The sequence below is a fragment of the Lysobacter solisilvae genome, from assembly GCF_016613535.2.
Lineage (GTDB): Bacteria > Pseudomonadota > Gammaproteobacteria > Xanthomonadales > Xanthomonadaceae > Agrilutibacter > Agrilutibacter solisilvae.
The window spans coordinates 1,046,530-1,068,320 of record NZ_CP071518.1; the positions used below are offsets into that span (position 1 = coordinate 1,046,530).

The 21,791-nt window shown below is 71.3% G+C and carries 15 protein-coding genes and 2 pseudogenes; 10 read left to right on the forward strand and 7 right to left on the reverse strand.

Annotation, left to right across the window (positions count from 1 at the left end; all coding sequences use genetic code 11):
* Positions 1–144 precede the first annotated feature (144 nt).
* Both I8J32_RS04645 and I8J32_RS04650 read left to right on the forward strand, forming a co-directional pair.
* Entirely contained in the window at positions 145–1,581 is a 1,437-nt protein-coding gene (locus I8J32_RS04645; RefSeq protein WP_200614796.1) for a DUF3300 domain-containing protein, read from the forward strand.
* Between the two features lie 15 nt (positions 1,582–1,596).
* Entirely contained in the window at positions 1,597–2,529 is a 933-nt protein-coding gene (locus I8J32_RS04650; protein ID WP_200614795.1) for a DUF2950 domain-containing protein, read from the forward strand.
* 55 nt (positions 2,530–2,584) lie between these two features.
* Here the strand turns inward: I8J32_RS04650 and I8J32_RS04655 are convergent, their stop codons facing one another.
* Positions 2,585–2,968 carry a YchJ family protein gene (locus I8J32_RS04655; protein ID WP_200614793.1) on the reverse strand — a complete coding sequence of 128 codons (384 nt, stop codon included), beginning with the start codon at positions 2,966–2,968 and terminating at the stop codon, positions 2,585–2,587.
* 104 nt (positions 2,969–3,072) lie between these two features.
* Between I8J32_RS04655 and I8J32_RS04660 the strand changes: the two genes are divergently transcribed.
* Together I8J32_RS04660 and I8J32_RS04665 are read left to right on the forward strand one after the other, a co-directional pair.
* Entirely contained in the window at positions 3,073–3,783 is a 711-nt protein-coding gene (locus I8J32_RS04660; RefSeq protein ID WP_200614791.1) for a UPF0149 family protein, read from the forward strand.
* A 233-nt stretch (positions 3,784–4,016) separates the two neighbouring features.
* Positions 4,017–7,034, forward strand: a complete 3,018-nt coding sequence (locus I8J32_RS04665; protein WP_200614789.1) for a DUF7948 domain-containing protein — start codon at positions 4,017–4,019, stop codon at positions 7,032–7,034.
* Positions 7,035–7,163: 129 nt separating this feature from the next.
* Here I8J32_RS04665 and I8J32_RS04670 read toward each other — a convergent pair whose 3' ends face one another.
* Positions 7,164–8,303: a COG3904 family protein gene (locus tag I8J32_RS04670; RefSeq protein WP_200614788.1), complete on the reverse strand. Its 1,140-nt coding sequence runs from the start codon at positions 8,301–8,303 to the stop codon at positions 7,164–7,166.
* A 319-nt stretch (positions 8,304–8,622) separates the two neighbouring features.
* Between I8J32_RS04670 and I8J32_RS04675 the strand changes: the two genes are divergently transcribed.
* The gene (locus tag I8J32_RS04675; RefSeq protein ID WP_200614786.1) at positions 8,623–10,863 is read left to right on the forward strand and encodes an NADP-dependent isocitrate dehydrogenase; all 2,241 of its coding nucleotides are present in this window, start codon (positions 8,623–8,625) and stop codon (positions 10,861–10,863) included.
* 127 nt (positions 10,864–10,990) lie between these two features.
* Here the strand turns inward: I8J32_RS04675 and I8J32_RS04680 are convergent, their stop codons facing one another.
* The 3 genes from I8J32_RS04680 to I8J32_RS04690 form a co-directional block, all read right to left on the reverse strand.
* Positions 10,991–12,127 (reverse strand): DUF4344 domain-containing metallopeptidase, encoded by a 1,137-nt coding sequence (locus tag I8J32_RS04680; RefSeq protein WP_245156417.1) that lies wholly within the window; start codon positions 12,125–12,127, stop codon positions 10,991–10,993.
* A gap of 92 nt (positions 12,128–12,219) precedes the next feature.
* Positions 12,220–12,441, reverse strand: coding sequence for a hypothetical protein (locus tag I8J32_RS04685; protein WP_200614785.1), 222 nt, complete (start codon positions 12,439–12,441; stop codon positions 12,220–12,222).
* 120 nt (positions 12,442–12,561) lie between these two features.
* Positions 12,562–12,945 carry a hypothetical protein gene (locus I8J32_RS04690; protein ID WP_200614784.1) on the reverse strand — a complete coding sequence of 128 codons (384 nt, stop codon included), beginning with the start codon at positions 12,943–12,945 and terminating at the stop codon, positions 12,562–12,564.
* Positions 12,946–13,054: 109 nt separating this feature from the next.
* Between I8J32_RS04690 and I8J32_RS04695 the strand changes: the two genes are divergently transcribed.
* The 4 genes and pseudogenes from I8J32_RS04695 (at position 13,055) to I8J32_RS04710 (ending at position 16,902) form a co-directional block, all read left to right on the forward strand.
* Positions 13,055–14,050: a LysR substrate-binding domain-containing protein gene (locus I8J32_RS04695; RefSeq protein ID WP_200614783.1), complete on the forward strand. Its 996-nt coding sequence runs from the start codon at positions 13,055–13,057 to the stop codon at positions 14,048–14,050.
* A 119-nt stretch (positions 14,051–14,169) separates the two neighbouring features.
* The gene (locus tag I8J32_RS04700; protein ID WP_207526793.1) at positions 14,170–15,042 is read left to right on the forward strand and encodes a class I SAM-dependent methyltransferase; all 873 of its coding nucleotides are present in this window, start codon (positions 14,170–14,172) and stop codon (positions 15,040–15,042) included.
* Between the two features lie 33 nt (positions 15,043–15,075).
* A pseudogene (locus I8J32_RS04705) lies at positions 15,076–15,642 on the forward strand (pseudouridine synthase); the annotation flags it as partial.
* Positions 15,643–15,810: 168 nt separating this feature from the next.
* Positions 15,811–16,902, forward strand: coding sequence for a hybrid sensor histidine kinase/response regulator (locus I8J32_RS04710; RefSeq protein ID WP_200614780.1), 1,092 nt, complete (start codon positions 15,811–15,813; stop codon positions 16,900–16,902).
* Between the two features lie 151 nt (positions 16,903–17,053).
* Here the strand turns inward: I8J32_RS04710 and I8J32_RS04715 are convergent, their stop codons facing one another.
* Both I8J32_RS04715 and hrpB read right to left on the reverse strand, forming a co-directional pair.
* On the reverse strand, positions 17,054–17,410 hold the full coding sequence (locus I8J32_RS04715) for a hypothetical protein (protein WP_200614779.1): 357 nt from the start codon (positions 17,408–17,410) through the stop codon (positions 17,054–17,056).
* 86 nt (positions 17,411–17,496) lie between these two features.
* Positions 17,497–20,014: pseudogene (hrpB, locus tag I8J32_RS04720) on the reverse strand (ATP-dependent helicase HrpB).
* A gap of 623 nt (positions 20,015–20,637) precedes the next feature.
* Between hrpB and I8J32_RS04725 the strand changes: the two are divergent.
* Positions 20,638–21,753, forward strand: a complete 1,116-nt coding sequence (locus tag I8J32_RS04725; protein ID WP_245156418.1) for an efflux RND transporter periplasmic adaptor subunit — start codon at positions 20,638–20,640, stop codon at positions 21,751–21,753.
* Positions 21,754–21,791 lie beyond the last annotated feature (38 nt).

Consider the following 21,791-nt stretch of genomic DNA (forward strand, 5'->3'; position numbering starts at 1 on the left):
AATCTGACCGCGTGGGATCAAGGTCCAATATCCGGCGCCTGCCGCGCGCACTAAGGTCTGCCTACGCCGGACGCTCAGCTCCGTGCAGTCACGGCCGCCGTGCATCGACTTCCGGTGCGCCGCGTCCTGCGATTGGAGATTCCAATGCGCACTTCCACGTTCCAGCTATTCCTGCCTGCCCTGCTGCTCGTGAGCGCCGCACCCGCCTCCGCGACGCCGGGCGCCCTGCCATCGCTGTTCGCGCAGTCGGCCACCGCATCGGCATCCTCCGACCAGCTGTTCGGACCGGAGGAGCTCGAACAGATGGTGGCGCAGATCGCGCTGTACCCGGATTCGCTGCTGGCCCAGATCCTGATGGCGTCCACCTATCCCGGTGACGTGGCCGATGCGGCCGCGTGGTCGAAGGCGCACAAGGACGCCAAGGGCGAGGACGCCGTCAAGCAGGTCGAGAGCCAGCCCTGGGACCCCAGCGTGCAGTCGCTCGTCGCCTTCCCGCAGGTGCTCGACGTGCTGGGCCAGGACCCGGCCTGGGTGCAGAAACTCGGCGATGCCTTCCTCGCCCAGCCCGATGACGTGATGGCCGCGATGCAGCGTCTGCGTTCAAAGGCGCAGGCAGCGGGCAACCTCAAGTCCACCGAGCAGCAGACCGTCACCGCCGGCCCGGCCATGGGCGGCACGACCACCGTGGACGCGCCGCCGCAGACCATCATCATCGAGTCGGCCGATCCCGAAGTCGTGTACGTGCCCAACTACGACCCCACCGTGGTCTACGGCGCCTGGGGTTATCCGTCGTATCCGCCCTACTACTATCCGCCGTCGCCGTACTACTACCCGGGTGGCGGCCTGTTCGCCTTCGGCGTCGGTGTGGCCGTCGGCGGTGCGCTGTGGGGCGATGTGAACTGGGGCAGCGGCGACATCGACATCGATGTCGACAACAACTTCAACAGCAACCGCAACGTCAACCGCGGCGATCGTGAGGGAAACCGCGGGGATCGCCAGGCCAACCGTGGCGACCGCCAGGCCAACCGCGGTGACAACAAGTTCCGCCACAACTCGGCCAACCGCGACGGCGTGCCGTATCGCGACAGCAGGAACCGCGAGCAGAACGGCCGGCAACGCGAAGGCGCCGCGCAACGCGACGCGTACCGCGGGCGCGACCAGGCGCGCAACGCCGACCGCGCGCGCGCCAGCCAGTCGATGGCCAACAAGGGATTCGACCGCCCGGCCGCGACCAATCGCGAAGCGCGCGACCGCGCCGGCCAGGCCTCGCGGCAGATGGGCCAGGGCGGCGCGCAGGGCCGCACGCAGGGTCGCACGAGCGACTTCGACCGCGGGCAGCAGCAGCTGAGCAACCAGCGCAACGCCCAGGCCCGCAATTCGCAGCGCCAGCAGGCCACCCGCTCCCAGGGCGGAGCGCGCAACAACGACGCGTTCTCCGGCTCCCGCAACCCCGGCCAGTCGCGCGCGTCGTCCAGCCGCGGCCGCAGCAGCTACGGCTCGTCGCAGCGCGGCGGTTCACGCGGTGCGGGTCGTTCGATGTCCCGCCCCTCGCGTGGCGGCGGTGGCGGCCGGCGCCGTTGACACAGGAGACCGACGATGAATGCCTTCAACCGTTTGATCGCCCTGCGCGGCTCCACCCTGGCAGGCTGCCTGCTGCTCGGACTGGCGCTGTCCGCGTCGCCGGCCTGGGCGCAGCAGGGGCACCGCTCCACGGAGGTCGCCGCCGAGGAGCTGGTCAAGGCCCTGCGCGCGAAGACGCCCGACGAAGGCCGGCTGGCCATGCTGCTCGGGGTCAACTGGCGTGACTACATTCCCGTCGACAGCGTCGGGCGCGAGAACGTGGACGCTTTCCTCGCGCGCTACGACGAACGCCACGAGATCAAGCCCGACGCCCAGGGCCGGATGATGCTGACGGTGGGCAACGACCCCTGGACGCTGCCCATCCCGCTGGTCAAGCGCGGCGGCGGCGGCTGGTTCTTCGACCTGGAGGCCGCCGCCACGGAGCTGCGCGCGCGCCGCATCGGGCGCAACGAGCTGGAGACGGAAAAATCCGCGCTGGCCTACCACGATGCGCAGATGGACTACGCCAAGGTCGATCGCGACGGGGATGGCGTGCTGGAGTACGCGCAGCAGTTCCTCAGCAGCGACGGCGAATACGACGGCCTGTACTGGCCCGACCAGCCCGGCGTGGAGCAGAGTCCGCTCGGACCGCTGTTCGGCGACGAGACGCCCGACGGTGAATGGCACGGCTACCACTACCGCATCCTGACCGCGCAGGGACCCTCGGCGCCCGGCGGCGCGTACGACTACAAGCTGGGCAACAACATGAGCCGCGGTTTCGCCCTGGTCGCCTGGCCGGCGAAGTACGGCGACAGCGGGGTGATGAGCATCATGGTCAGCCACGACGGCGAGCTGTTCGAGAAGGATCTCGGGCCCGGCGGCGACAAGGTCGCCCAGAGCATGACCAGCTTCGACCCGGACAGCAGCTGGGCCGAAGTGAAGGATGCGGACGTGGCGACCGCGCCCTGACGGTGCACATCGCAGGTCGTGAGGACACCGGGCGCGCGATGCGCCCGGTGTGCGTTCATGCCGACGGAAATTCGCCGTCCACGTAGTACCAGCGACCTTGCTCGCGGACGAAGCGGCTGACTTCGTGCAGGCGCACCGCGCGGCCACCGCCGACGCGGTAGCGCGCGACGAATTCCACCCGCGCGTGGTCGGCGTCGACGACGTCGTGGCGCTTCACGTCCAGGCCAAGCCAGCGGGTGTCCCGATCGGCGTGCAGGTCCAGGGCCGGCGGCCGCGTGGAGGCATGCCAGCTGGCGAGCAGGTACGGTTCGTCGGCGCGCACGTACGCGCAGTAGCGCGAACGCATCAGCGATTCGGCGCTGGCCGCCGCGGCCCCGGCGTGCAGCGGGCCACAGCAGCGCTCGTAATCGAGGCCGGACTGGCAGGGACAAGCGGACATGCGCCATTGTCGCGCCGACGGGCCCGGCCGTCCGCGGCCTGGGCCGTCGCGTGCCCTCGCGGTGTCGCCGTTCTACCATGCACGGTCCCACGAGGAAGTCCCCCATGAAAGCCCCGCCCTATCTCGACGACGCCCAGATCGAGCGCCTGTCCGACCTGCTCGACCAGCGCGCCGTGCCCTTCAAGGGCTTCAACCTGGAGGCGCTGGACGGGTTTCTTTCCGCGCTGGCGGTGTCGCCCGAGACCGTGCCGCCCGCCGAATGGGAACCGGCCGTGTGGGGAACGCCGCCGCGCTGGGACGACCCGGCCGAACGTGAACAGGTTCAGGCGCTGTTGGAAGCGCACTGGAACATGGCCAGCCAGCGCGTCCGGTTCGACGACGACGACCTGCCCGAACACCTGGCGCCGCTGCTGTGGCTGCCCGAGGAAGCCGAGGCCGAGCACCCGGACGAGCTCGACGTCGGCCGCGACTGGGCCTTTGGCTTCTTCCGCGGGGTAGAGCTGCGCGAGGCGGCCTGGGACAAGTGGCTGGACGAGGAGGAGTGGATGGACGAGATCTTCGCCCGCCTGGACCAGCTGGCCAGCGGCGAAGTGCTCGGCGAGGACCCCGAGGGCCCCGCCACGCCGATCACCTACCGCGAGCGGCTGGAGATCATCGCCGGCCTGCCGGGGATGCTGGCCGACCTGCACCACCACCGGATCGACGCCCTGACGCCCAGGGAGCCGATCCGCCGGGTCGAGACCCCCGACCGCAACGCCCCCTGCCCCTGCGGAAGCGGCCGCAAGTACAAGAAGTGCTGCGGCGCCGCCGCCTGAGTCCCGGGTAAACCGTGGCGCCGACGGCTTCTGGCATGATGTCGCGCTGATCAGCTCGATCCGGCACTCTCACGATCGGCACTGTCCAGCGCTGTCGCACAGCGGCATCGTCCGGGCCGGTACACGATCAGCACCGTCGAACTTCCAGCACCTGTCGAAAGTCCAGCACCTGTCGAAAGTCCGGCCGCGCGCGCAACTGCCGCCACGGCCCACCCCCAGCGGAGATGTAGTTGATGAGTCTTGTGCACCCGATGTGGCTGGCGACGCCGGCCGTAGCCTGCCTCGCCCTGGCCGCTTCGGCTCTGTCCCCGCACGCCGCGGGTGGCAAGCCGGTCCTTCTGCCGGCGCCCGTGGCCAGCGCGGTCAGCGCCACCCTGGCGACCGACGCGCGCACGCAGCTGGCCCGGATGCCGCTGGCCTTCGAACGCAACGTCGGCCAGACCGACGCGCAGGTGAAGTATTTCGCGCGCGGCGCGGGCTACGGCCTGTTCCTCACGCCCACCGAGGCGGTCTTCAGCCTGCGCGCCGCCTCCGGCCCGCAGGAGCTGGCCGACAGCCAGGCCGACGTGGTGCGCATGCGCCTCACCGGCGCCCGCAGCGACGCGCGCATCGACGGACTCAAGCCGCAGGCCGGCCGCAGCCACTACCTGCAGGGCAACGAGGCCAGTCAGTGGCGCCGCGACGTCGGCCATTTCGAGCAGGTCCGCTACACCGGTGTGTACGACGGCGTGGACCTGGTCTATTACGGCAACCAGCGCGAACTCGAATACGACTTCGTGGTGGCGCCGGGCGCCGACCCGGCGCAGATCGGCCTGGCCTTCCAGGGCCCGCGCACGCTGCGCATCGACGCCGCAGGCAACCTGGTGCTGGCCACCGGGGTCGGCGAGCTGGTCCAGAACAAGCCCGTGGCCTACCAGGAAATCGACGGTGAGCGCCGCCCGGTCGAGGCGAGCTACCGCCTTGCCGGCGACCGCGTCACCTTCGCGCTGGGCCATTACGATCCCAGCCACGCGCTGGTCATCGATCCGGTGCTGGGCTACAGCACCTTCCTCGGCGGCCTGGGCGACGACTTCGCCGCGGCCATCGCCGTCGATGCCGCCGGCAATGCCTACGTCACCGGCATGACCGCATCGGTCGCCTTCCCGACCGCCACGCCCTTGCAGACGGCCAACGGCGGCGGCGCCGACGTCTTCGTCACCAAGTTCAATGCCGCCGGCAGCGCGCTGGTCTACAGCACCTACCTGGGCGGCGGGCTGAGTGAAATCGGCTACGGCATCGCCGTGGACGGCGCCGGCAGCGCGTACATCACCGGCACCACGACCTCGACCAACTTTCCGACCAAGACCCCGGTGCAGGGCACGCTGCAGGGCACGCGCAACATGTTCGTGACCAAGCTGTCGGCGAACGGCGCCGCGCTGGAATACAGCACCTACCTGGGCAGCAAGGGCGAGTACGGCCTCAAGATCGCGGTCGACGCCAGCGGCGCGGCGGTGGTCGGCGGTTACGGCACGGGCACGCTGACCTTCCCGGCCGGCGCCTACCAGCCGGCGTTCGGCGGCGGCACCGAGCCCGACGGCATCCTGTTCAAGCTCGCGCCCGCCGGCACGTCGCTGCAGTGGGGCACCTACCTGGGCGGCGCGCTCGAGGACTCCATCGAGGACGTCAAGCTCGATGCCGCCGGCAACGTGTATTTCGCCGGCCACACCAAGTCGCCCGGCCTGCCCGTGCGCAATGCCATCCAGGCCACGCACGCGGGGAACGTCGACGCGGTGTTCGGCAAGTTCAGCGCGGCCGGCGAAGCGCAGTTCGTCAGCTTCTTCGGCGGCCCCGGTTCCGAAGGCGCCACCGGCGTCGGCGCGGACAGCAACGGCAACATCTACATCGCCGGCCACGTCTACGGCTCCCAGCTGCCGGTGCTCAATCCGGTGCAGGGCGTCGTGGGCCTGTGGGACGGCTTCATCAGCAAGTTCAACGCCACCGGCCAGGCGCTGGTCTACAGCACCTACTTCGGCGGCTCCGGCACCGAGGAAGTCGCCGGGCTGGGCGTGGACGGCAATGGCAACGCCTACGTCACCGGCCGCACCGATTCGGTCAACTTCCCCACCGCCTCTCCCTGGCAGGCCGACTACCGCGGCGGCAACGCCGACGGCTTCCTGATCGGCTTCAACCCGACGGGCAACGACATGGTGTGGAGCTCCTACGTCGGCGGCATCCGCGAAGACAACCTGATCGGCATGGCGGTCACCGCCAACGGCACCGTCTACGCGGCGGGCCGGTCGTTTGGCGCGTTCCCGACCGCCGCGCCCTACCAGGACGCCAACAAGGGCGGGCGCGACGCGGTGGTGCTGCGCGTGACCGGCAGCACGCCGACCTCGGTGCGCTACCGCCACCTGGACTTCAACGACGACGGCCGCGCCGACATCTTCTGGCGCAACGGCACCACTGGCGAGAACCAGTTGTGGAACACCGCGCACCAGGCGGTGTTCACCCCGATCGCGTCGCGTCCGGTGGCCTGGGCCGTCGGCGCGGCCGGCGACTTCAATGGCGACCATCGCGCCGACCTGTTCTGGCGCAACGCCAGCACGGGCGCCAACGAGATCTGGTACTCCGCGCGCCAGAGCCATTCGGTGGTGGCCGTGGCGCAGCCGGGCGTGGCCTGGACCGTGGTCGGCGCCGGCGATTTCAACGGCGACGGCCGCAGCGATGTCCTGTGGCGCAACACGACCACCGGCGCCAACGAGTACTGGTCCAACGCCAATGGCGCCCAGCGCGTGGCGCTGGCGACCGTCGTGGCGCAGGAATGGCGAGTGGCCGGCGTGGCCGACTTCAACAACGACGGGCGCGCCGACGTCCTGTGGCGCAACAGCGCCACCGGCGGCAACGACCTGTGGCTGTCGGGCCTGGTCGCCCAGCGCATCCGCCTGAGCTCGGTCAGCGACCAGAACTGGATCGTGGCGGGCGTGGGCGACTACACCGGCGACGGCCGCGCCGACATCCTGTGGCGCAACGGCACCACCGGCGCCAACGACCTGTGGCCTTCGGCCACTTCGTCGCTGCGCCAGGCGCTCACCCGCGTGAGCAACCTGGACTGGCGCGTCGTCGGCACGGGCGACTACAACGGCGATGGCCGCGCGGACATCCTGTGGCGCAACGTGACCACGGGCGAGAACATCATCTGGAACTCGGCCGTCGCCACCACCCAGCGCAAGCCGGCCACCCTCGCCGACCAGGCCTGGGTGCCGCTGCGCTGATTGCCGCCACCGCGGCACGCAGAAAAAACCCCCGCTCCGGCGGGGGTTTTTTTTCGGGTCGCGCAGGCGGGGGCGCCGCGGTTGTTGCCTGGAGGCGACCATGCCCCGCAGGCCCGGTGCGTCCCCGCCTTACGGCGGCGTCACGCTCAGCGCGTCCTTGCCGCTCAGCGGCGGCCGGACCGGTGCGGCGATGCCGAACGCGGCCACCGCCGGCAGCCGGCGCTGGTCGGCGCTGGGGCTGTCGTCCGGGCACTGGGCGTCGGGGAAGCCGAAATGCGGCTCCAGGCCGCGCCCGCATTCGTCCAGCGCCTCGTAGGCCTTGCCCGGCTGCAGGCACTGGCCCTCGAACGCGCGGATCCACGCATCGCGCCGGCGGGCGAAGTCCTCGCCGCAGCGGCGGGTGACGCGGATGCGATCGAGATCGTCCTGCACCGCATTGCGGCCTTCCAGGCCGTACTCGCGCAGCTCGGCCTCGGTGAGCAGGCGCAGGCTGCGGTTGGCCGTGGTCATCATCAGGTCGGCGATCCGCGTGTCGGCGCCGTTGCGGGCCAGGTAGTCGCGCACCTGCAGGCTGACCTCGCGCAGCTCGGCGTTGAGCTCGGCGCGGGTGTTGGCGGTGGAGCGGTCGCGGAACAGCCGGTGGATGCCGACCTTGCCCGCGATCGAGCGGGTATCGCCGCCGGCCAGGACCAGCACGCAGGAGCTGTGGCACTGCGAGCCCTCGCGCACCCAGATCGCCCAGCGGGCATCGCCCATGCTGTCGCCGGCGCGGATCGCCTCCTCGACGTGGCCGCCGGTGGAATCGATGTCGAGCACGCGCACCGGGATCTCCATCCGGTCGGCGATCGCCGCCACGCGCTGGACGAGCGCCGTGAAGCCGGCGCCGATCTTGCCCTGGTAGCGCACGCGCACCACGCCCGTGGGCTGGCAGGGCGTGAGCGCGTCGACGACGCTGAAGAACTCCAGCGACTCCAGCCGCTCGCCGTCGCCGTGCGCGACGTAGTCGTACTCGCAGCTGATCCAGGCCTGGCCGATGTCCAGCGCCGCGGGCGGCCAGTAGGTGCTGCGGCGGTAGTCGGCCGTCTGCATCGGCTGCGACAGGGGTGAAGCGGCCGTGGCCGCGACGGCCACGGGCGCGGCGTCGCTGGCGTCGTCGCCGAGCGTCACCGGAGCGGGCGCCACCGGCACGGCGGCTTCCCGCTGGCAGGCCAGCAGGCCCAGGCTAAGCGCTGCCGTCGACAGCGCCACGAAAATACGGCGATTGCGCATCACACTTTCCATTGATTCCCGACGCATCGCGATGGCAACGCGCCCCCTGTCAGTACTAACGCGGCCACGCCCCGTGGGCAAGCCACATAAATGCGATCGTTGCCTTCCTTTTAATCATTAACGGGGAACGGCCCGACGGCCTTCAGCATGAACAGGGGGCCTCGCGACGGGCGGCACCGCGCGAGCGCCCAAGGGCGCAGGTGTGTGCGCGGCTTTGCCGGCGTCGCCACGAACCGCGACAATGGCCGGTCCGGCCCGCCGGCGCCCCTGCGGCACCCGGGCCGCCGCCACCGCAAGCCCCCCAGTCAGCGAGACCCCCATGTCTGCCAACGTGTCCCCGAGCGCTTCCAAGATCCTCTACACCCTGACCGATGAAGCGCCGTACCTGGCCACCGGCTCGCTGCTGCCCATCGTCGCGGCGTTCACCGCCACCGCCGGCGTCCGCGTGGAGACGCGCGACATCTCGCTGGCCGGGCGGATCCTCTCGCAGTTCCCGGAGTTCCTGCGCGAGGACCAGAAGGTGGCCGACGACCTGGCCGAACTGGGCCAGCTGGCGACGACGCCGGAAGCCAACATCATCAAGCTGCCCAACGTCAGCGCCTCGCTGCCGCAGCTGATGGCCGCGATCAAGGAGCTGCAGGAAGAGGGCTACGCGCTCCCCGACTATCCCGCCGAACCGCGTGGCGAACAGGACAACGAGATCAAGCTGCGCTACGACCGGATCAAGGGCAGCGCGGTCAATCCTGTGCTGCGCGAAGGCAATTCCGACCGTCGTGCGCCGGCCTCGGTGAAGGCCTACGCACGCAAGCACCCGCACCGGATGGGCGCATGGCGCAGTGATTCGAAGTCGCACGTCGCGCACATGGCCGGTGGCGACTTCTACGGCAGCGAGCAGTCGGCGGTGATCGCGCAGCCGACCACGCTGAAGATCCGCTTCACCGGCAGCGACGGCCGCAGCAGCATGCTCAAGACCGGCCTCAAGGTGAAGGCGGGCGAGGTCATCGATTCGGCGGTGATGAGCACCCGCGCGCTCGCCGGCTTCATCGACGCGCAGATCGACGACGCCAAGGCGCAGGGCGTGCTGTTCTCCCTGCACCTCAAGGCGACGATGATGAAGGTCTCCGACCCGATCATGTTCGGCGTCGTGGTCAACCGCTTCTACGCACCGGTGCTGGAACGGCATGCCGCCGCGCTGGAGCAGGCCGGCTTCGACGCCAACAACGGCATCGGCGACCTGTACGCGCGCCTGCCCACGCTGCCGGCCGACACCCGCCAGCAGATCGAGGCCGACATCGCGCAGCTGTATGCGCAGCGCCCCGGCCTGGCGATGGTCAATTCCGACAAGGGCATCACCAACCTGCACGTGCCCAGCGACGTCATCGTCGATGCGTCGATGCCGGCGATGCTGCGCGACAGCGGCTGCATGTGGAACGCGCAAGGCAAGCTGCAGGACACCAAGGCGGTGATCCCGGACCGCTGCTACGCCGGCATCTACGAGGCGGTCATCGAGGACTGCAAGGCCAACGGCGCCTTCGACCCGGCCACCATGGGGTCGGTCCCCAACGTCGGCCTGATGGCGCAGAAGGCCGAGGAGTACGGCTCCCACGACAAGACCTTCCAGATCGCGGCCGACGGCGTGGTCAGCGTGCTGGACGAGGCCGACAACGTCCTGCTGGAGCATCCGGTCGCCGCCGGCGACATCTGGCGCATGTGCCAGACCAAGGACGCGCCGATCCAGGACTGGGTGAAGCTCGCGGTCAACCGCGCGCGCCTGTCGAAGACGCCGGCGGTGTTCTGGCTCGACAGCGCGCGTGCGCACGACCGCAACATCATCGCCAAGGTCGAGCGCTACCTGCGCGACCACGACACCACCGGCCTGACCCTGCGCATCCTGTCCCCGGTGGAAGCGATGAAGTTCTCGCTGCAGCGCATCCGCGCGGGCCAGGACACGATCTCGTGCACGGGCAACGTGCTGCGCGACTATCTCACCGACCTGTTCCCGATCATGGAGCTGGGCACCAGCGCCAAGATGCTGTCGATCGTGCCGCTGATGGCCGGTGGCGGGCTGTTCGAGACCGGCGCGGGCGGCTCGGCGCCCAAGCACGTGCAGCAGTTCGTGGAAGAGAACTACCTGCGCTGGGATTCGCTGGGCGAATTCCTCGCCCTCGCCGCCTCGCTGGAGCACCTGGCCAACCACACCGGCAACCCGCGCGCGCAGGTGCTGGCCGACGCGCTGGACGCGGCGAATGCGAAATTCCTGGACAACGACAAGTCGCCCTCGCGCAAGGTCGGCGGGATCGACAACCGTGGCAGCCACTTCTACCTGGCCATGTACTGGGCGCAGGCCCTCGCCGAGCAGGATGCGGATGCGGAGCTGAAGGCCAAGTTCGCGCCGCTGGCGCAGGCGCTGACGGCGAACGAGAAGAAGATCGTCGACGAGCTCATCGCCGTGCAGGGCAAGCCGGTCGACATCGGCGGCTACTACAAGCCCGACATGGACAAGCTGTCGCCGGCGATGCGTCCGAGCGCGACGCTGAACGCCGCGCTGGCCGCGTTGTAAGACGGGGCTGCAGTCCGTCACGAACAAGCCCGGCTCCGGCCGGGCTTGTCTTTTTTCGGGCCCGAAAGGACGTCGGCCGCACGGGGCGGCGCGCCGCCAAGGCGCGGTTCACGCCAACCGCGTGTCCTCAGCGCACGTAGGGAATGTCGGCGTTGCGGCTGCGCTCGCGTTCGCGCTGTTCGAACAGGCGGTTGGCCTTTTCCTCGGTCATCTCGAACTTCGGCGCGATGTGCGGCAGCAGCAGGCGCAGCCACGCGCGGCTCACCCGCCTGGCTTCGGCCGGGCAGCCCTTGGCGCGCGCCTGGGGCAGGTCGCCTTCGGTGACGATGCCGACATAGCGCGCCGGGTTGCTGCCGTAGAGCAGGCACTGCAGGTTGAAGTAGCGCTGTTCGCCCAGCGCATGCTCGTCGGCGTAGGCGTCCAGGTTGTAGGCGCCGGTGCTGCGGACCAGGAACCAGTTGGCCGCCATGCGCAGGTTGTCGGTGACCTGCGCGGAGGATTCGTCCATGCCGGCGAAGCGCTGCATCAGCGTGGTGGCCAGCTGGTCCACGGCGTCCTCCTCGCGGCCCGTGATCGGGATTTCCAGCAGGTCGATCAATGCGTGCCCGGTTTCATGCAGCACGATGAAACGCAGGTTGGCCCGCAGGTAGGCCTGTGCGTAGCCGGCACCCAGGGACTGTTCCTGTTCCAGCGCCCGGCCCCGCTCGAGCAGCACCTTCATCGTCTCGTAGCACAGCACCACTTCGCCCCGCTGCGCCGAGTAGAACGCGTTGGGTTCCTGGCACTGCGCGGTGACGAAGGTGATCGGGCGCGGCAGCACCAGCAGGCCGTCGATGGCCTGCAGCTCGGGCAGCTTGCGCAGCAGATCCCCGTCCTGCGCGAGCGCGAAGAAGCTGTCCAGTTCGGGCGCCTTGGGCCGCACGTAGTTGTAGCCGAAGGCGGTGCCGCCGGGCTTGTCCGCGCCGGCCGCGGGACGCACGGTCAGCACCACCGGCTTGAGCGCCGTCATCTCCAGCGCCAGGGCCTTCTCCGCGTCGCGGCGGCCTTCAGTGCGCGCCCTCGCCACCGAGGCGACCAGCCGCGGCTGCATGTAGAGCGCATAGGCGAAGGCGCCGCTGACCGCACCCAGGGCCAGGCTCAGCGCGACCATCAGCAGCAGCTGTGGCAGCCGCTGGCGTGCGCCGGCCTCGTGCGGCATGCGCAGGCCGGCCCGGCGCGGGAACCGCATCGCCCTGCGCATGCGCGACCACCCCGATTTCAGCATGCGCATCTCCGCCGCCCGGGCGCCGCGCGCCGGTGTGGGCGCGATGGTAGCCGCGCGGCCGGCGGCGAGTCACCGGCAACCCGGGCGACGCGTCAGGCGGCCCGGCCGTAGTCGGACCGCGGGCGGGCACCGCCGATCCGCGCGATCGTGCGGACCGGCAGCCGGAGCGGCGGCATGGCGGTGGAGGCGGGCGCGGCCCGACGGGCGTAACGGGGCCCGAAGCCGGCGGTGCGCCGGGCGTAGTCGACGCCGTGGAAACGACGCGGGGCGGGCGGGGTGGGTGTCAGGTACATCGGGCTGGTGAACGGCTGCATGGCGCGGCTCTCCGGGGGGAAGGGCCGCCGCCCCGCGCGGTCCGGGGGGGCGGCGGACCGGCGCAGGATGGAGGCCGGGGATGACGCGGAGGCGTACGTCATCTTGCAGGGGCGTGAATGTCAGCGGCAGCCGGCGGGGAGGGCGGAGGTCGGGGTGGCGCGACGGTCGGTCGAGGCGCGGCGCTCGCGGGCCGCGGGCTGGGCGGCGCGCTTGCCGAACACCGCTTCGGAGGCAACCCGGTTGCCATAGGTCGGGCGGAACGGCGACGCGTCGTCTTCCAGGCGCAGGTCGGCGGACTCCAGTCCGCCCAGGTACATCAGGCTCTTGAAGAAGTTCATGGCGGTGCTCCAGGGGGTACTCACGGGGGTGTTTCCGACGGTGCTTCCCGTGCGGGGGGTGGCGTGCGCGGTGCTCGGCGCGGTCAGCGAAACGGCCAGTTGCGGGTCGGCGACATGGCCGTTGAGGAACAACAGATCCTTGTACATCGCGGTCAGACGGTTCATGGCGCGGGTTCCTTCGTTCTTGAGTGGAATCGAAGATAGGCTCATGCTGCGCCCTTGAAAATCGCGAATTCGACAAGTCAGACTTGAATCTGGCTCAAGGCATGGCGAAATGAGCAAAGCCCCGCTGCACGCCCTCACCGGCTTCGTCGCCACCGCCCGCACGGGCAACCTGTCGCGCGCGGCCGAGGGGCTGCACCTGACAGTGAGCGCCCTGAGCCACCAGATCCGCGGCCTGGAGGACCGCCTGGGCCAGCGCCTGTTCGTGCGCAACGCGCGCGGCGTGGAACTGACCGCCGACGGCCGGCAACTGTTCGAGCGCATCGCGCCGCACTTCGACGCCATCGAGCAGGCGCTGCGTCCGTTCCGCGCGCGCCGCGACGACGTGCTGACGCTGACCCTGATGCCTTCGTTCGCCTCGAGCTGGCTGCTGCCGCGCCTGCCCGGTTTCCTGGCGGCGCACCCGCAGATCGAGATCAACCTGCAGTCGACGGTCGAGCGCGTCGACTTCGAACGGGCCACCGACGTCGACGCCGGCCTGCGCTATGGGCCCGGCAGCTGGCCGGGGCTGGTGGCCGTGCACCTGTTCGACGACTGGGTCACGCCCGTGGCCAGCCCCGCGCTGGTGGAGCGCCTGGGTCGTCCCACGCCGAAGACGCTGGCGGACTTCCCGTTGCTGGGCGCGCCGGGCGGGCGCTGGAGCGAGTGGTTCGAGCGGATCGGCGCCACGCCGCCGCGCCGCTTCGTGGCCAATTTCGACGATTCCGAAACCCTGCACCGCGCCGCGGTGGAAGGCCTGGGCATCGCGCTGGGGCGGATGACCCTCGCGCGCCCGATGGTCGAGGCCGGGCGCCTGGTGATGCTGTTCGACGAGCGGCTGCCCGCGCAGTACGCGCATTACCTGGTCTATCCCGAGCGCACGCAGGCCCACGCCGGGTTGGCCCTGTTCCGCGACTGGGTGCTCGGGCAGGCGCGGGACTATGCGCAGGCCGATATCCCGACCGGGTCGTCGTCCGGGCATTCCGCCGATCCGACCGCGCCGGCAGCGGCCGACGCGCCACCCGACGCGCCGCCCGCGCGCGGCACACCGCGGCCGCGCCGGCGCTGACCCGGCAACATCGGGCGACTGGAACACAGCGGGCGCCAGGACGTCGCCGCGTCCACGCGTTTGGCGCTAGGCTGCGGCCTCTGCGGCGCGCCGCGCGCCGCCCCCACATGGAGCCGTGCATGAAGCCTGTCCTCACTGTCGCCCTCGCTGCATCCCTGGCCGCCCTGCTCGGCGCCTGCGCCGGTACGCCCACGGCGGACAGCCCCGCGCAGGCCACGCCGGCGGCCGGCCTGTCGGCCTCGCAGCAGGCGGCGCTCGATGCCGCCATCGCCGGCATCTGGCGCGATGCGAAGAACGCCGCGCGCGACGTCCATCGCCACCCGGCGCAGACGCTGGCCTTCTTCGGCGTGCGTCCGGACCAGACCGTCATCGAGATCACGCCGGGCGGCGGCTGGTACAGCGCCATCCTGGCGCCCTACCTGCGCGAGGAGGGCCACTACGTCGCCGCGGTGTGGGACGACGCCATCCCCGGCCAGCCGAATTACCGCTACGACCTCAACAAGCGGCTGCGGGCGAAGTTCGCCGGCAACGGCGCGGTGTTCGGCACGCCGGACGTGCGCGTGTTCGATCCCAAGGCGCCCGGCTTCGGCCCCGCCTCGTCGGCGGATGTCGTGCTGACGTTCCGCAACGCGCACAACTGGGTGAGCGACGGCAACGCCGACGCGTACTTCAAGGCCTACTTCGACGTCCTCAAGCCGGGCGGCACGCTGGGCGTGGTCGACCACCGCGCCAGGCCGGGCACGTCCCTGGACGCGATGAAGGAGTCCGGTTACCTCACCGAGGCCCTGGTGATCGACTTGGCACAGCAGGCCGGCTTCGTCCTCGACGCGCGCAGCGAGATCAACGCCAATCCGAAGGACACCACCGACCATCCCAACGGCGTGTGGACGCTGCCGCCGACCAACAACCACCCGCCCGCCGACGATGCCAGGTACCAGGCCATCGGCGAGAGCGACCGCATGACGCTGCGCTTCCGCAAGCCGCGCGGCTGATCCCGGGCGCCGCCGGCGGGCGGCGCGTCGCGCATGCTGATCGCGTTCAACAAGCCCTTCAACGTGCTGTGCCAGTTCACCGACGCCAGCCCCACGCCGCGCGCGACGCTGGCGCAGTTCGGCCTGCCGCCCGGGGTGTACGCCGCCGGGCGGCTGGATTTCGACAGCGAAGGCCTGTTGCTGCTGACCGACGACGGCGCGCTCGCGCACGCCCTGACCGACCCGCGCCACAAGCAGCCCAAGACCTACTGGGTGCAGGTGGAGGGCGAACCGGACGAACAGGCGCTGGCGGCGCTGCGCCGGGGCGTGGTCCTCAGCGACGGCCCGACCCGCCCCGCCGGCGTACGGCCGATCGCGCCCCCGCCGCTGTGGGCGCGCGACCCGCCCGTGCGCTTCCGCAAGTCGGTGCCCGACGCCTGGCTGGAGATCACCGTGTCCGAAGGCCGCAACCGCCAGGTGCGGCGGATGACGGCGGCCGTCGGGCTGCCGACGCTGCGGCTGGTGCGGGTCGCCGTCGGCCCGTACCGGCTGGAATCGCTGTCGCCCGGTCATTGGCGTGAACTGGCCGCGCCTGTCGCGGAACCGCCGGGGCGCCGCCGCCCACTGGGACGGCAAGGCGTGAAGGCGCCGGCCATCGGCGCGCCACCGCCACCGCGCCGGACACCGCGCCGGCGTTGACGCGCGCCGCGGCCATTCTGCTACCGTGAGCCGCATTCACTTTTCCGCGGCAATCCGGCCCGCGGAATGTTCCAGGACACCCACGCCCGAATGACCAGCGCCATCAGCCCGGGCCGCATCCTCGTCGTCGACGATCAGCCGGTGAACCTGCGTGTCGTCAGCAGCCTGCTCTCGCGGCAGGGCTACGAAGTCGTGTGCGCGGGCAGCGGCGAGGAAGCCCTGCAGCGCTACGAGGAAGCGGTGCCCGACCTGGTCCTGCTCGACATGATCATGCCGGGCATGGACGGCTTCGAACTGATGGCCGCACTGTACGAACTGCCCTTGCCGCGCGCGCCGGTGGTGTTCGTCACCGCGGCGCAGGACCGCGGCATGCTGCTGCGCGCCTTCGACGCCGGCGTGGTGGACTACGTCACCAAGCCCTTCCTGCCCGAGGAACTGCTGGCGCGCGTGAATGCGCACGTCGGCCTCAAGCTCACGCGCGACCGCCTGGAGCGCGTCGCCCGCGAACGCCAGGAACTGGTCAACCTGGTCGCCCACGACCTGAAGAACCCGCTGAGCAGCGTGCTGTTCGCCAGCGACATCGTGCGCAACGACGGCGTCCGGCCCGAGCGCCTGCCGCACTACATGGAAGTCATCTACGACAGTGCCTGCGACGCACTGGGCTACATCCGCCATTACCTGGAGTCCAGCGCCGGCCTTGCGCGCGAACCCGCGCCGGATGTCTCGGCCGGCCTCGCCGACACCCTGCACTGGCTGCTGCGGCGCTACGACATGCAGCTGGAGGCGCGCGGCATCAAGGTGGAAGTGCTGCCGCCGCCGGACAGCGCCCGCGTGCGCATCGACGAGCGCGTGCTGCGCCAGGTCGCCGAAAACCTGGTGACCAACGCCATCAAGTACGCGCCGGGGACCGAACTGACGCTGGCCGGCCGCTCTTCGGCGCCCGGCTACTGGCAGCTGATCGTCGCCGACCGCGGTCCGGGCATCCCGGCGCACAAGCAGCGCGAACTGTTCAAGCCGTTCACCCGCCTGCACGAAGGCCAGGACGCGAACTCCAACGGCCTGGGCCTGTCGCTGGCCAAGCAGATCGTCGCCAACGCCGGCGGCCAGCTGTGGTACGAGAACCGCGAAGGCGGCGGGGCGCGGTTCGTCATCGAACTGCCCGAGGCGCGCGGCGAAAGCTGAGGCTTCCGTCCGGCGCTCGCATGCGCCCGCACGACCCGTCGCTTCTTACCGTCATCCCCGACATTCCGCCACGGCTTCGGCGCGACAGGCCATGCCTGCCGCGCCGGCTGCATTCAATTGAATCTTTGCGACTTGAGGACGCGCGTGCGCGTCAGGCGTTCGCCGAGCTCTGGCGGCTGCGCGAGGTGCGCTTGCTCGCCGCGCGCTTGGCACCGTTGCCGCGGCGGGCTTCCACCCGGCGCGCGCTGCCCTCGATCGCGTCGCCATTGCCGTTCTCCGCGCGCTTGGCACGGCGATGCGCGGCGTACCACAGCAGGCCGGCGCCGAAGGCGCTGGCCGCAAGCAGCACCGGATGGCGCTTGGCGAACACCGTGGCTACCCGGGCGCCACCCTTGAGCGCGCCGATCTTGGCGCCTGCGTCCAGCAGCTTGCCGGCATGCTTGACGTTGCTGCTGACCACCGTGGCCAGGTCGCGCGCGCCGCCATACAAAGTGTCGAGTCGGTTCATGGTTGTCATCCTGCGGGCCGGGGGCCAGTGTCGGACGGGATTCGTTGAGCCCGCGTGAGCGCAAGCGGGCGTGTCTGAACCGCCAGTCAGGTGCCGCGCGGTTTCGCGCGATGCGTGGCGGTCGAGGTCCACGGATCGTCGGGCCAGGGATGGCGCGGATAGCGGCCTTTCATCTCCTTGCGCACTTCCGGATAGGTGCGTTCCCAGAAGCCGCGCAGGTCCCTGGGTGACCTGCAGCGGGCGTCCGGCCGGCGACAGCAGGTGCAGCGTCAGCGCGACCCGGCCGTCGACGATGCGCGGCGTGTCCGCCAGGCCGAACAGTTCCTGCAGCTTGACCGGCAGCACCGGCGCGAGCGGCAGTCCCGCCTCGCCGGCCGTGTCGTCGAAGCCATATTCGATGCGCCGCTCCATGCCCGAGGGCACCACCATCCGCGTCGGCGCCAGCGCGTCGACACGCTGGCGCAGCGACCAGTCGAGACCGGATTTGAGCGCCTCGCCGAGTTCGGCTTCGCTCAAGGCATCCAGCCGCGTCTTGCCGGCCAGCGCCGGCTTGAGCCACTGCTCGAGCGTGGCCAGCAGCGCCGCGTCCGACAGGTCGGGCAGGCCGTCGAGTTCGGGCAGCCAGGCGCGCAGGCTGCGCACGCGGGCGCGCCACTGCAGCAGGCCCTCGGTCCAGGGCAGGGCCGACAGGCCGAGCTGGCGCACCGCGTCGACCAGCGCGTCGGCGTAGCGCGCGGGGTCGGGCCGCGCGAGCGGCCGGCTGTCGATCACGATGCGGTCGAAGCGCCGCTCGCGCACCGCGGCGATGCCGCGCGTGTTGGCGTCCCAGACCACGCGGTCCTCGCGGGTGAAGCGCTCGGGGAATTCGCGTTCCAGGCGCGCCGGATCCAGCGGCACGGCGCGCAGCACGCGCGCGTCGCGGTTGTCGTCGCGCAGCTCGTCGATCACCAGCCAGGGTTCGCCGTAGACCGCGCTGTCGTCGAACAGGCGGGCGCTGCGGCCATTGGCAAGCTGGTAGCGCAGCGGATCAGACGGATGCTGGCGTGCGATGCGGTCGGGGTAGGCGTGCAGGAGCACGTCGCCCAGCGCATGCGCGGGTACGGCCGCCGGCGGCGCGACGTCCAGACGCAGCCGGCGACGCCACTGGCGCGCGGCCTGGTCCAGGGCCGCCAATGCGCCCCGCGACGACTCGGCGGGCACGCGCCCGGCGCGGAAGGCCGCCAGCGCCTGCCAGCGGTGCGCCAGCGCGTCGCTGCGCACGCCGCGCAGCGGGTCGCGCGCCTCCACCAGCGCCGCCAGGTCGCAGGCCAGCGCGGCGTCGACGGGATCCCGCGGCGCCAGCAGCATCGCGGCGATCCGCGGATGCGTGCCCAGCGTCAGCATCCGCTGCCCCAGTGGCGTCACCGCGTGGCCATCGAGCGCGCCAAGCCGCTGCAGCAGCTCGCGCGCGGCCGACAGCGCCCCCGGCGGCGGCGGGTCGAGGAAGCGCAGCTGGCTTTCTCCCCACGCCGCCAGCTCCAGCGCCAGGCCGGCCAGTTCCACCTTGGTGATCTCCGCGCGCCGCTGCGGCTCGAGCCGCTGCGACTGCGGCCACAGGCGGTACGCCCAGCCCTCGGCCACGCGTCCGGCGCGTCCGGCGCGCTGGTCGGCGGAGGCCTGGGCGATGTTCACCACGTCGAGCCGGGCAAACCCACTGTTGGGATCGAACCGCGGCTCGCGCGCCAGCCCCGCGTCGATGACCACGCGCACGCCGGGCAGCGTGACGCTGGACTCGGCCACGTTGGTGGCCAGCACCACGCGGCGATGGCCCTGCGGATCGGGCTGCAGGACGCGCGACTGCTGCTCGACCGGCAGCTCGCCGTGCAGCGTCAGCACATCGGCCGGCAACGCCGCCACGTTTTCCAGGACGGCCTGCGCCCGCGCGATCTCGCGCTGCCCCGGCAGGAACACCAGCACGTCGCCGGGATGCTGCGCGAGCGCCTGTTCCACCGCGCGCCGCACCTGGTGTTCGAGCTTTTCCTCGCGGCGGGCCGGCAGGTAGTCGAGGGTGACGGGGAAACTGCGGCCCGCGCTGCTCAGCCGCGGCCCGTCGAGGAAGGCGGCCAGGCGTTCGCCGTCGAGCGTGGCCGACATCGCGACCAGCCGCAGGTCCTCGCGCAGGTTGGACTGCACGTCCAGCGCCAGCGCCAGGCCCAGGTCGGCGGACAGGTGGCGCTCGTGGAACTCGTCGAACACGATCGCGCCGACCGACTCCAGCAGCGGATCGTCCTGGATCATCCGGGTCAGGATGCCCTCGGTCACCACGATGATCCGGCTGGCGGCGGAGACCTTGTTCTCGAACCGGATCCGGTAGCCGACGCTCTGGCCGGGCGTTTCGCCGCGCTGCGCGGCCATGAAGCCGGCTGCCGCGCGTGCGGCCACGCGCCGCGGTTCCAGCATCAGGATCGTGCGGCCCTGCAGCCAGGGCGCGTCGAGCAACGCCGGCGGCACCTGCGTGGTCTTGCCGGCGCCTGGCGGCGCTTCGAGCACCAGCCGCGGATGGGCGGCCAGCGATTCGCGGATGCGCGGGAGCAGCTCGTCGATCGGAAAGGCGGGTCGGTTCACGCGCGCAAGGATACGGGAGCCGGTGCGGCGGACTTGGCAGTCGTAGCTGCATCGGCACCCGGGCGCGGAGGCCGGAATAGGTCGTGGGGATAAGTGCTCGGCCCTTGGGGATAAGTGCTCGGCGCGCCGAGCCCGGAAGGCCGCGGCCCGAGCAGAAATTCCCGCAGGCCGAGCTCCGAGCTCGGCGGGCCGAGCAAAAAGGGCGGGGCGCCGAGCAATTCCGGTCGCGCCCCGAGCAGAAATGGCGGCGCCCCGAGCTCAGCGCTCGGCGGTCCGAGCTTTTCCTGCGGCGCCCCGAGCTGGGAGCTCGGCGCGCCGAGCAGATTGCTCGGGGTCCCGAGCACTTATCCCCAAGGGCCGAGCACTTATCCCCAACGGCGCCACCGGGCCCTTCCCCGCTCCGCGGGGGAAAGCTGGGATGGGGGAAAGATCGCGGCGGTGCCGAGAAAGGGAAGGCCGCTCGTTCTTTAGATGCGTCGGCGACCGTCGCCCCACCCCAACCCTCCCCCGCAGAGCGTGGGAGGGCGGCATGCCCAACGCCCGCCAAACCCGTGAAGGCGACGTGCGGACAATTAATGTACCGACCAGTACACTGCCGGGCCCGTTCCCCTCCCCGAGCCGTCGTGGCCCCGCACGCATTCCGCCTCTGCCTTCGTCTCTCCCCGCTGCTGCTGTGCGCGGCCCTGGCGGCCTGCGGCAAGCAGGCGCCCGCGGAGGAAACGGGCAAGTCCGCCGCCACCCTGGCGGTCACCACCGTCCCGGCCCGCACCCGGGAGCTGGAGCGCTCGCTCACGGTCTCCGGCCCGGTGGCCGCGGTGGAGGAGATGCAGCTGGGCGTGGAAGTGTCCGGGCTGCGGGTGACCACCCTGGAGGTCGACGTGGGCGAAGCGGTGCGCCGGGGCCAGCGCCTGCTGACCCTCGACCACCGCATGCTCGACGCCGAGCTGGCCCAGGCCACCGCCGCCCTGCGCGAGGCCGAGGCCGGCGCAACCCTGGCCCGGGCCAACCTCGCCCGCGGCGAAGGCCTCGCCAACGACAAGTACATCAGCGCGACCCAGCTGGACGAACTGCGCGCCGCCCGCACGACCTCCGACGCCCGCGTCGGCACCGCGCGCGCGGCCCGCGACAGCGCCGCGTTGCGCCGCAGCTTCGCCGACCTTGACGCCCCGGCCGCCGGCATCATCAGCAAGCGGCTGGTGCAGCCGGGCCAGGTGGTGGGCGCCGGACAGGAGCTGCTGCGGCTGATCCGCGACGGCCGCCTGGAATGGCGCGCCGAGCTGCCGGCCGCGCAACTGGCCCAGGTGTCACCGGGCGACGTGATCGAACTGGCCGCGCCCGACGGCACGCGGGTCAGCGGCCGCGTCCGCGCGGTCAGTCCGGGCGTGGACGCCGCCACCCGCACCGGCACGGTCTACGCCGACCTGCCGCAGCCACAGGGGCTGCAGCCGGGCAGCTACCTGGAAGGCCGGATCGGCACCGGCCACGCCCAGGCGCTGGTGGTACCCGCCGCGGCGGTGGTGCTGCGCGACGGTTTCAGCACCGTGTTCACCGTGGATGCGCAGCAGGTGGCGCGACAGGTACGCGTGCAGGCCGGGTCGAGCACCGACGGCGTGGTCGAAATCCTCGACGGGCTCAAGCCCGGCGCGCGCGTGGTGGTCGATGGCGCCGGCTTCCTGGCCGACGGCGACATCGTCCGGGTCGTGGACGCGCCGAACGGCAAATCGGTGGCCACGCCGTGAGCGGTGGCGGCACGCTCTCCACCTGGGGGATCCGCAAC

Coding starts and splice junctions, on each gene's coding strand:
- I8J32_RS04700 (WP_207526793.1), top strand. CDS start 14,170: ATGAAGCCTGTCCTCACTGTCGCCCTCGCTGCATCCCTGGCCGCCCTG.
- I8J32_RS04665 (WP_200614789.1), top strand. CDS start 4,017: ATGAGTCTTGTGCACCCGATGTGGCTGGCGACGCCGGCCGTAGCCTGC.
- I8J32_RS04645 (WP_200614796.1), top strand. CDS start 145: ATGCGCACTTCCACGTTCCAGCTATTCCTGCCTGCCCTGCTGCTCGTG.
- I8J32_RS04710 (WP_200614780.1), top strand. CDS start 15,811: ATGACCAGCGCCATCAGCCCGGGCCGCATCCTCGTCGTCGACGATCAG.
- I8J32_RS04695 (WP_200614783.1), top strand. CDS start 13,055: ATGAGCAAAGCCCCGCTGCACGCCCTCACCGGCTTCGTCGCCACCGCC.
- I8J32_RS04660 (WP_200614791.1), top strand. CDS start 3,073: ATGAAAGCCCCGCCCTATCTCGACGACGCCCAGATCGAGCGCCTGTCC.
- I8J32_RS04715 (WP_200614779.1), bottom strand. CDS start 17,410: ATGAACCGACTCGACACTTTGTATGGCGGCGCGCGCGACCTGGCCACG.
- I8J32_RS04685 (WP_200614785.1), bottom strand. CDS start 12,441: ATGCAGCCGTTCACCAGCCCGATGTACCTGACACCCACCCCGCCCGCC.
- I8J32_RS04670 (WP_200614788.1), bottom strand. CDS start 8,303: ATGCGCAATCGCCGTATTTTCGTGGCGCTGTCGACGGCAGCGCTTAGC.
- I8J32_RS04650 (WP_200614795.1), top strand. CDS start 1,597: ATGAATGCCTTCAACCGTTTGATCGCCCTGCGCGGCTCCACCCTGGCA.
- I8J32_RS04690 (WP_200614784.1), bottom strand. CDS start 12,945: ATGAACCGTCTGACCGCGATGTACAAGGATCTGTTGTTCCTCAACGGC.
- I8J32_RS04655 (WP_200614793.1), bottom strand. CDS start 2,968: ATGTCCGCTTGTCCCTGCCAGTCCGGCCTCGATTACGAGCGCTGCTGT.
- I8J32_RS04675 (WP_200614786.1), top strand. CDS start 8,623: ATGTCTGCCAACGTGTCCCCGAGCGCTTCCAAGATCCTCTACACCCTG.
- I8J32_RS04680 (WP_245156417.1), bottom strand. CDS start 12,127: ATGCTGAAATCGGGGTGGTCGCGCATGCGCAGGGCGATGCGGTTCCCG.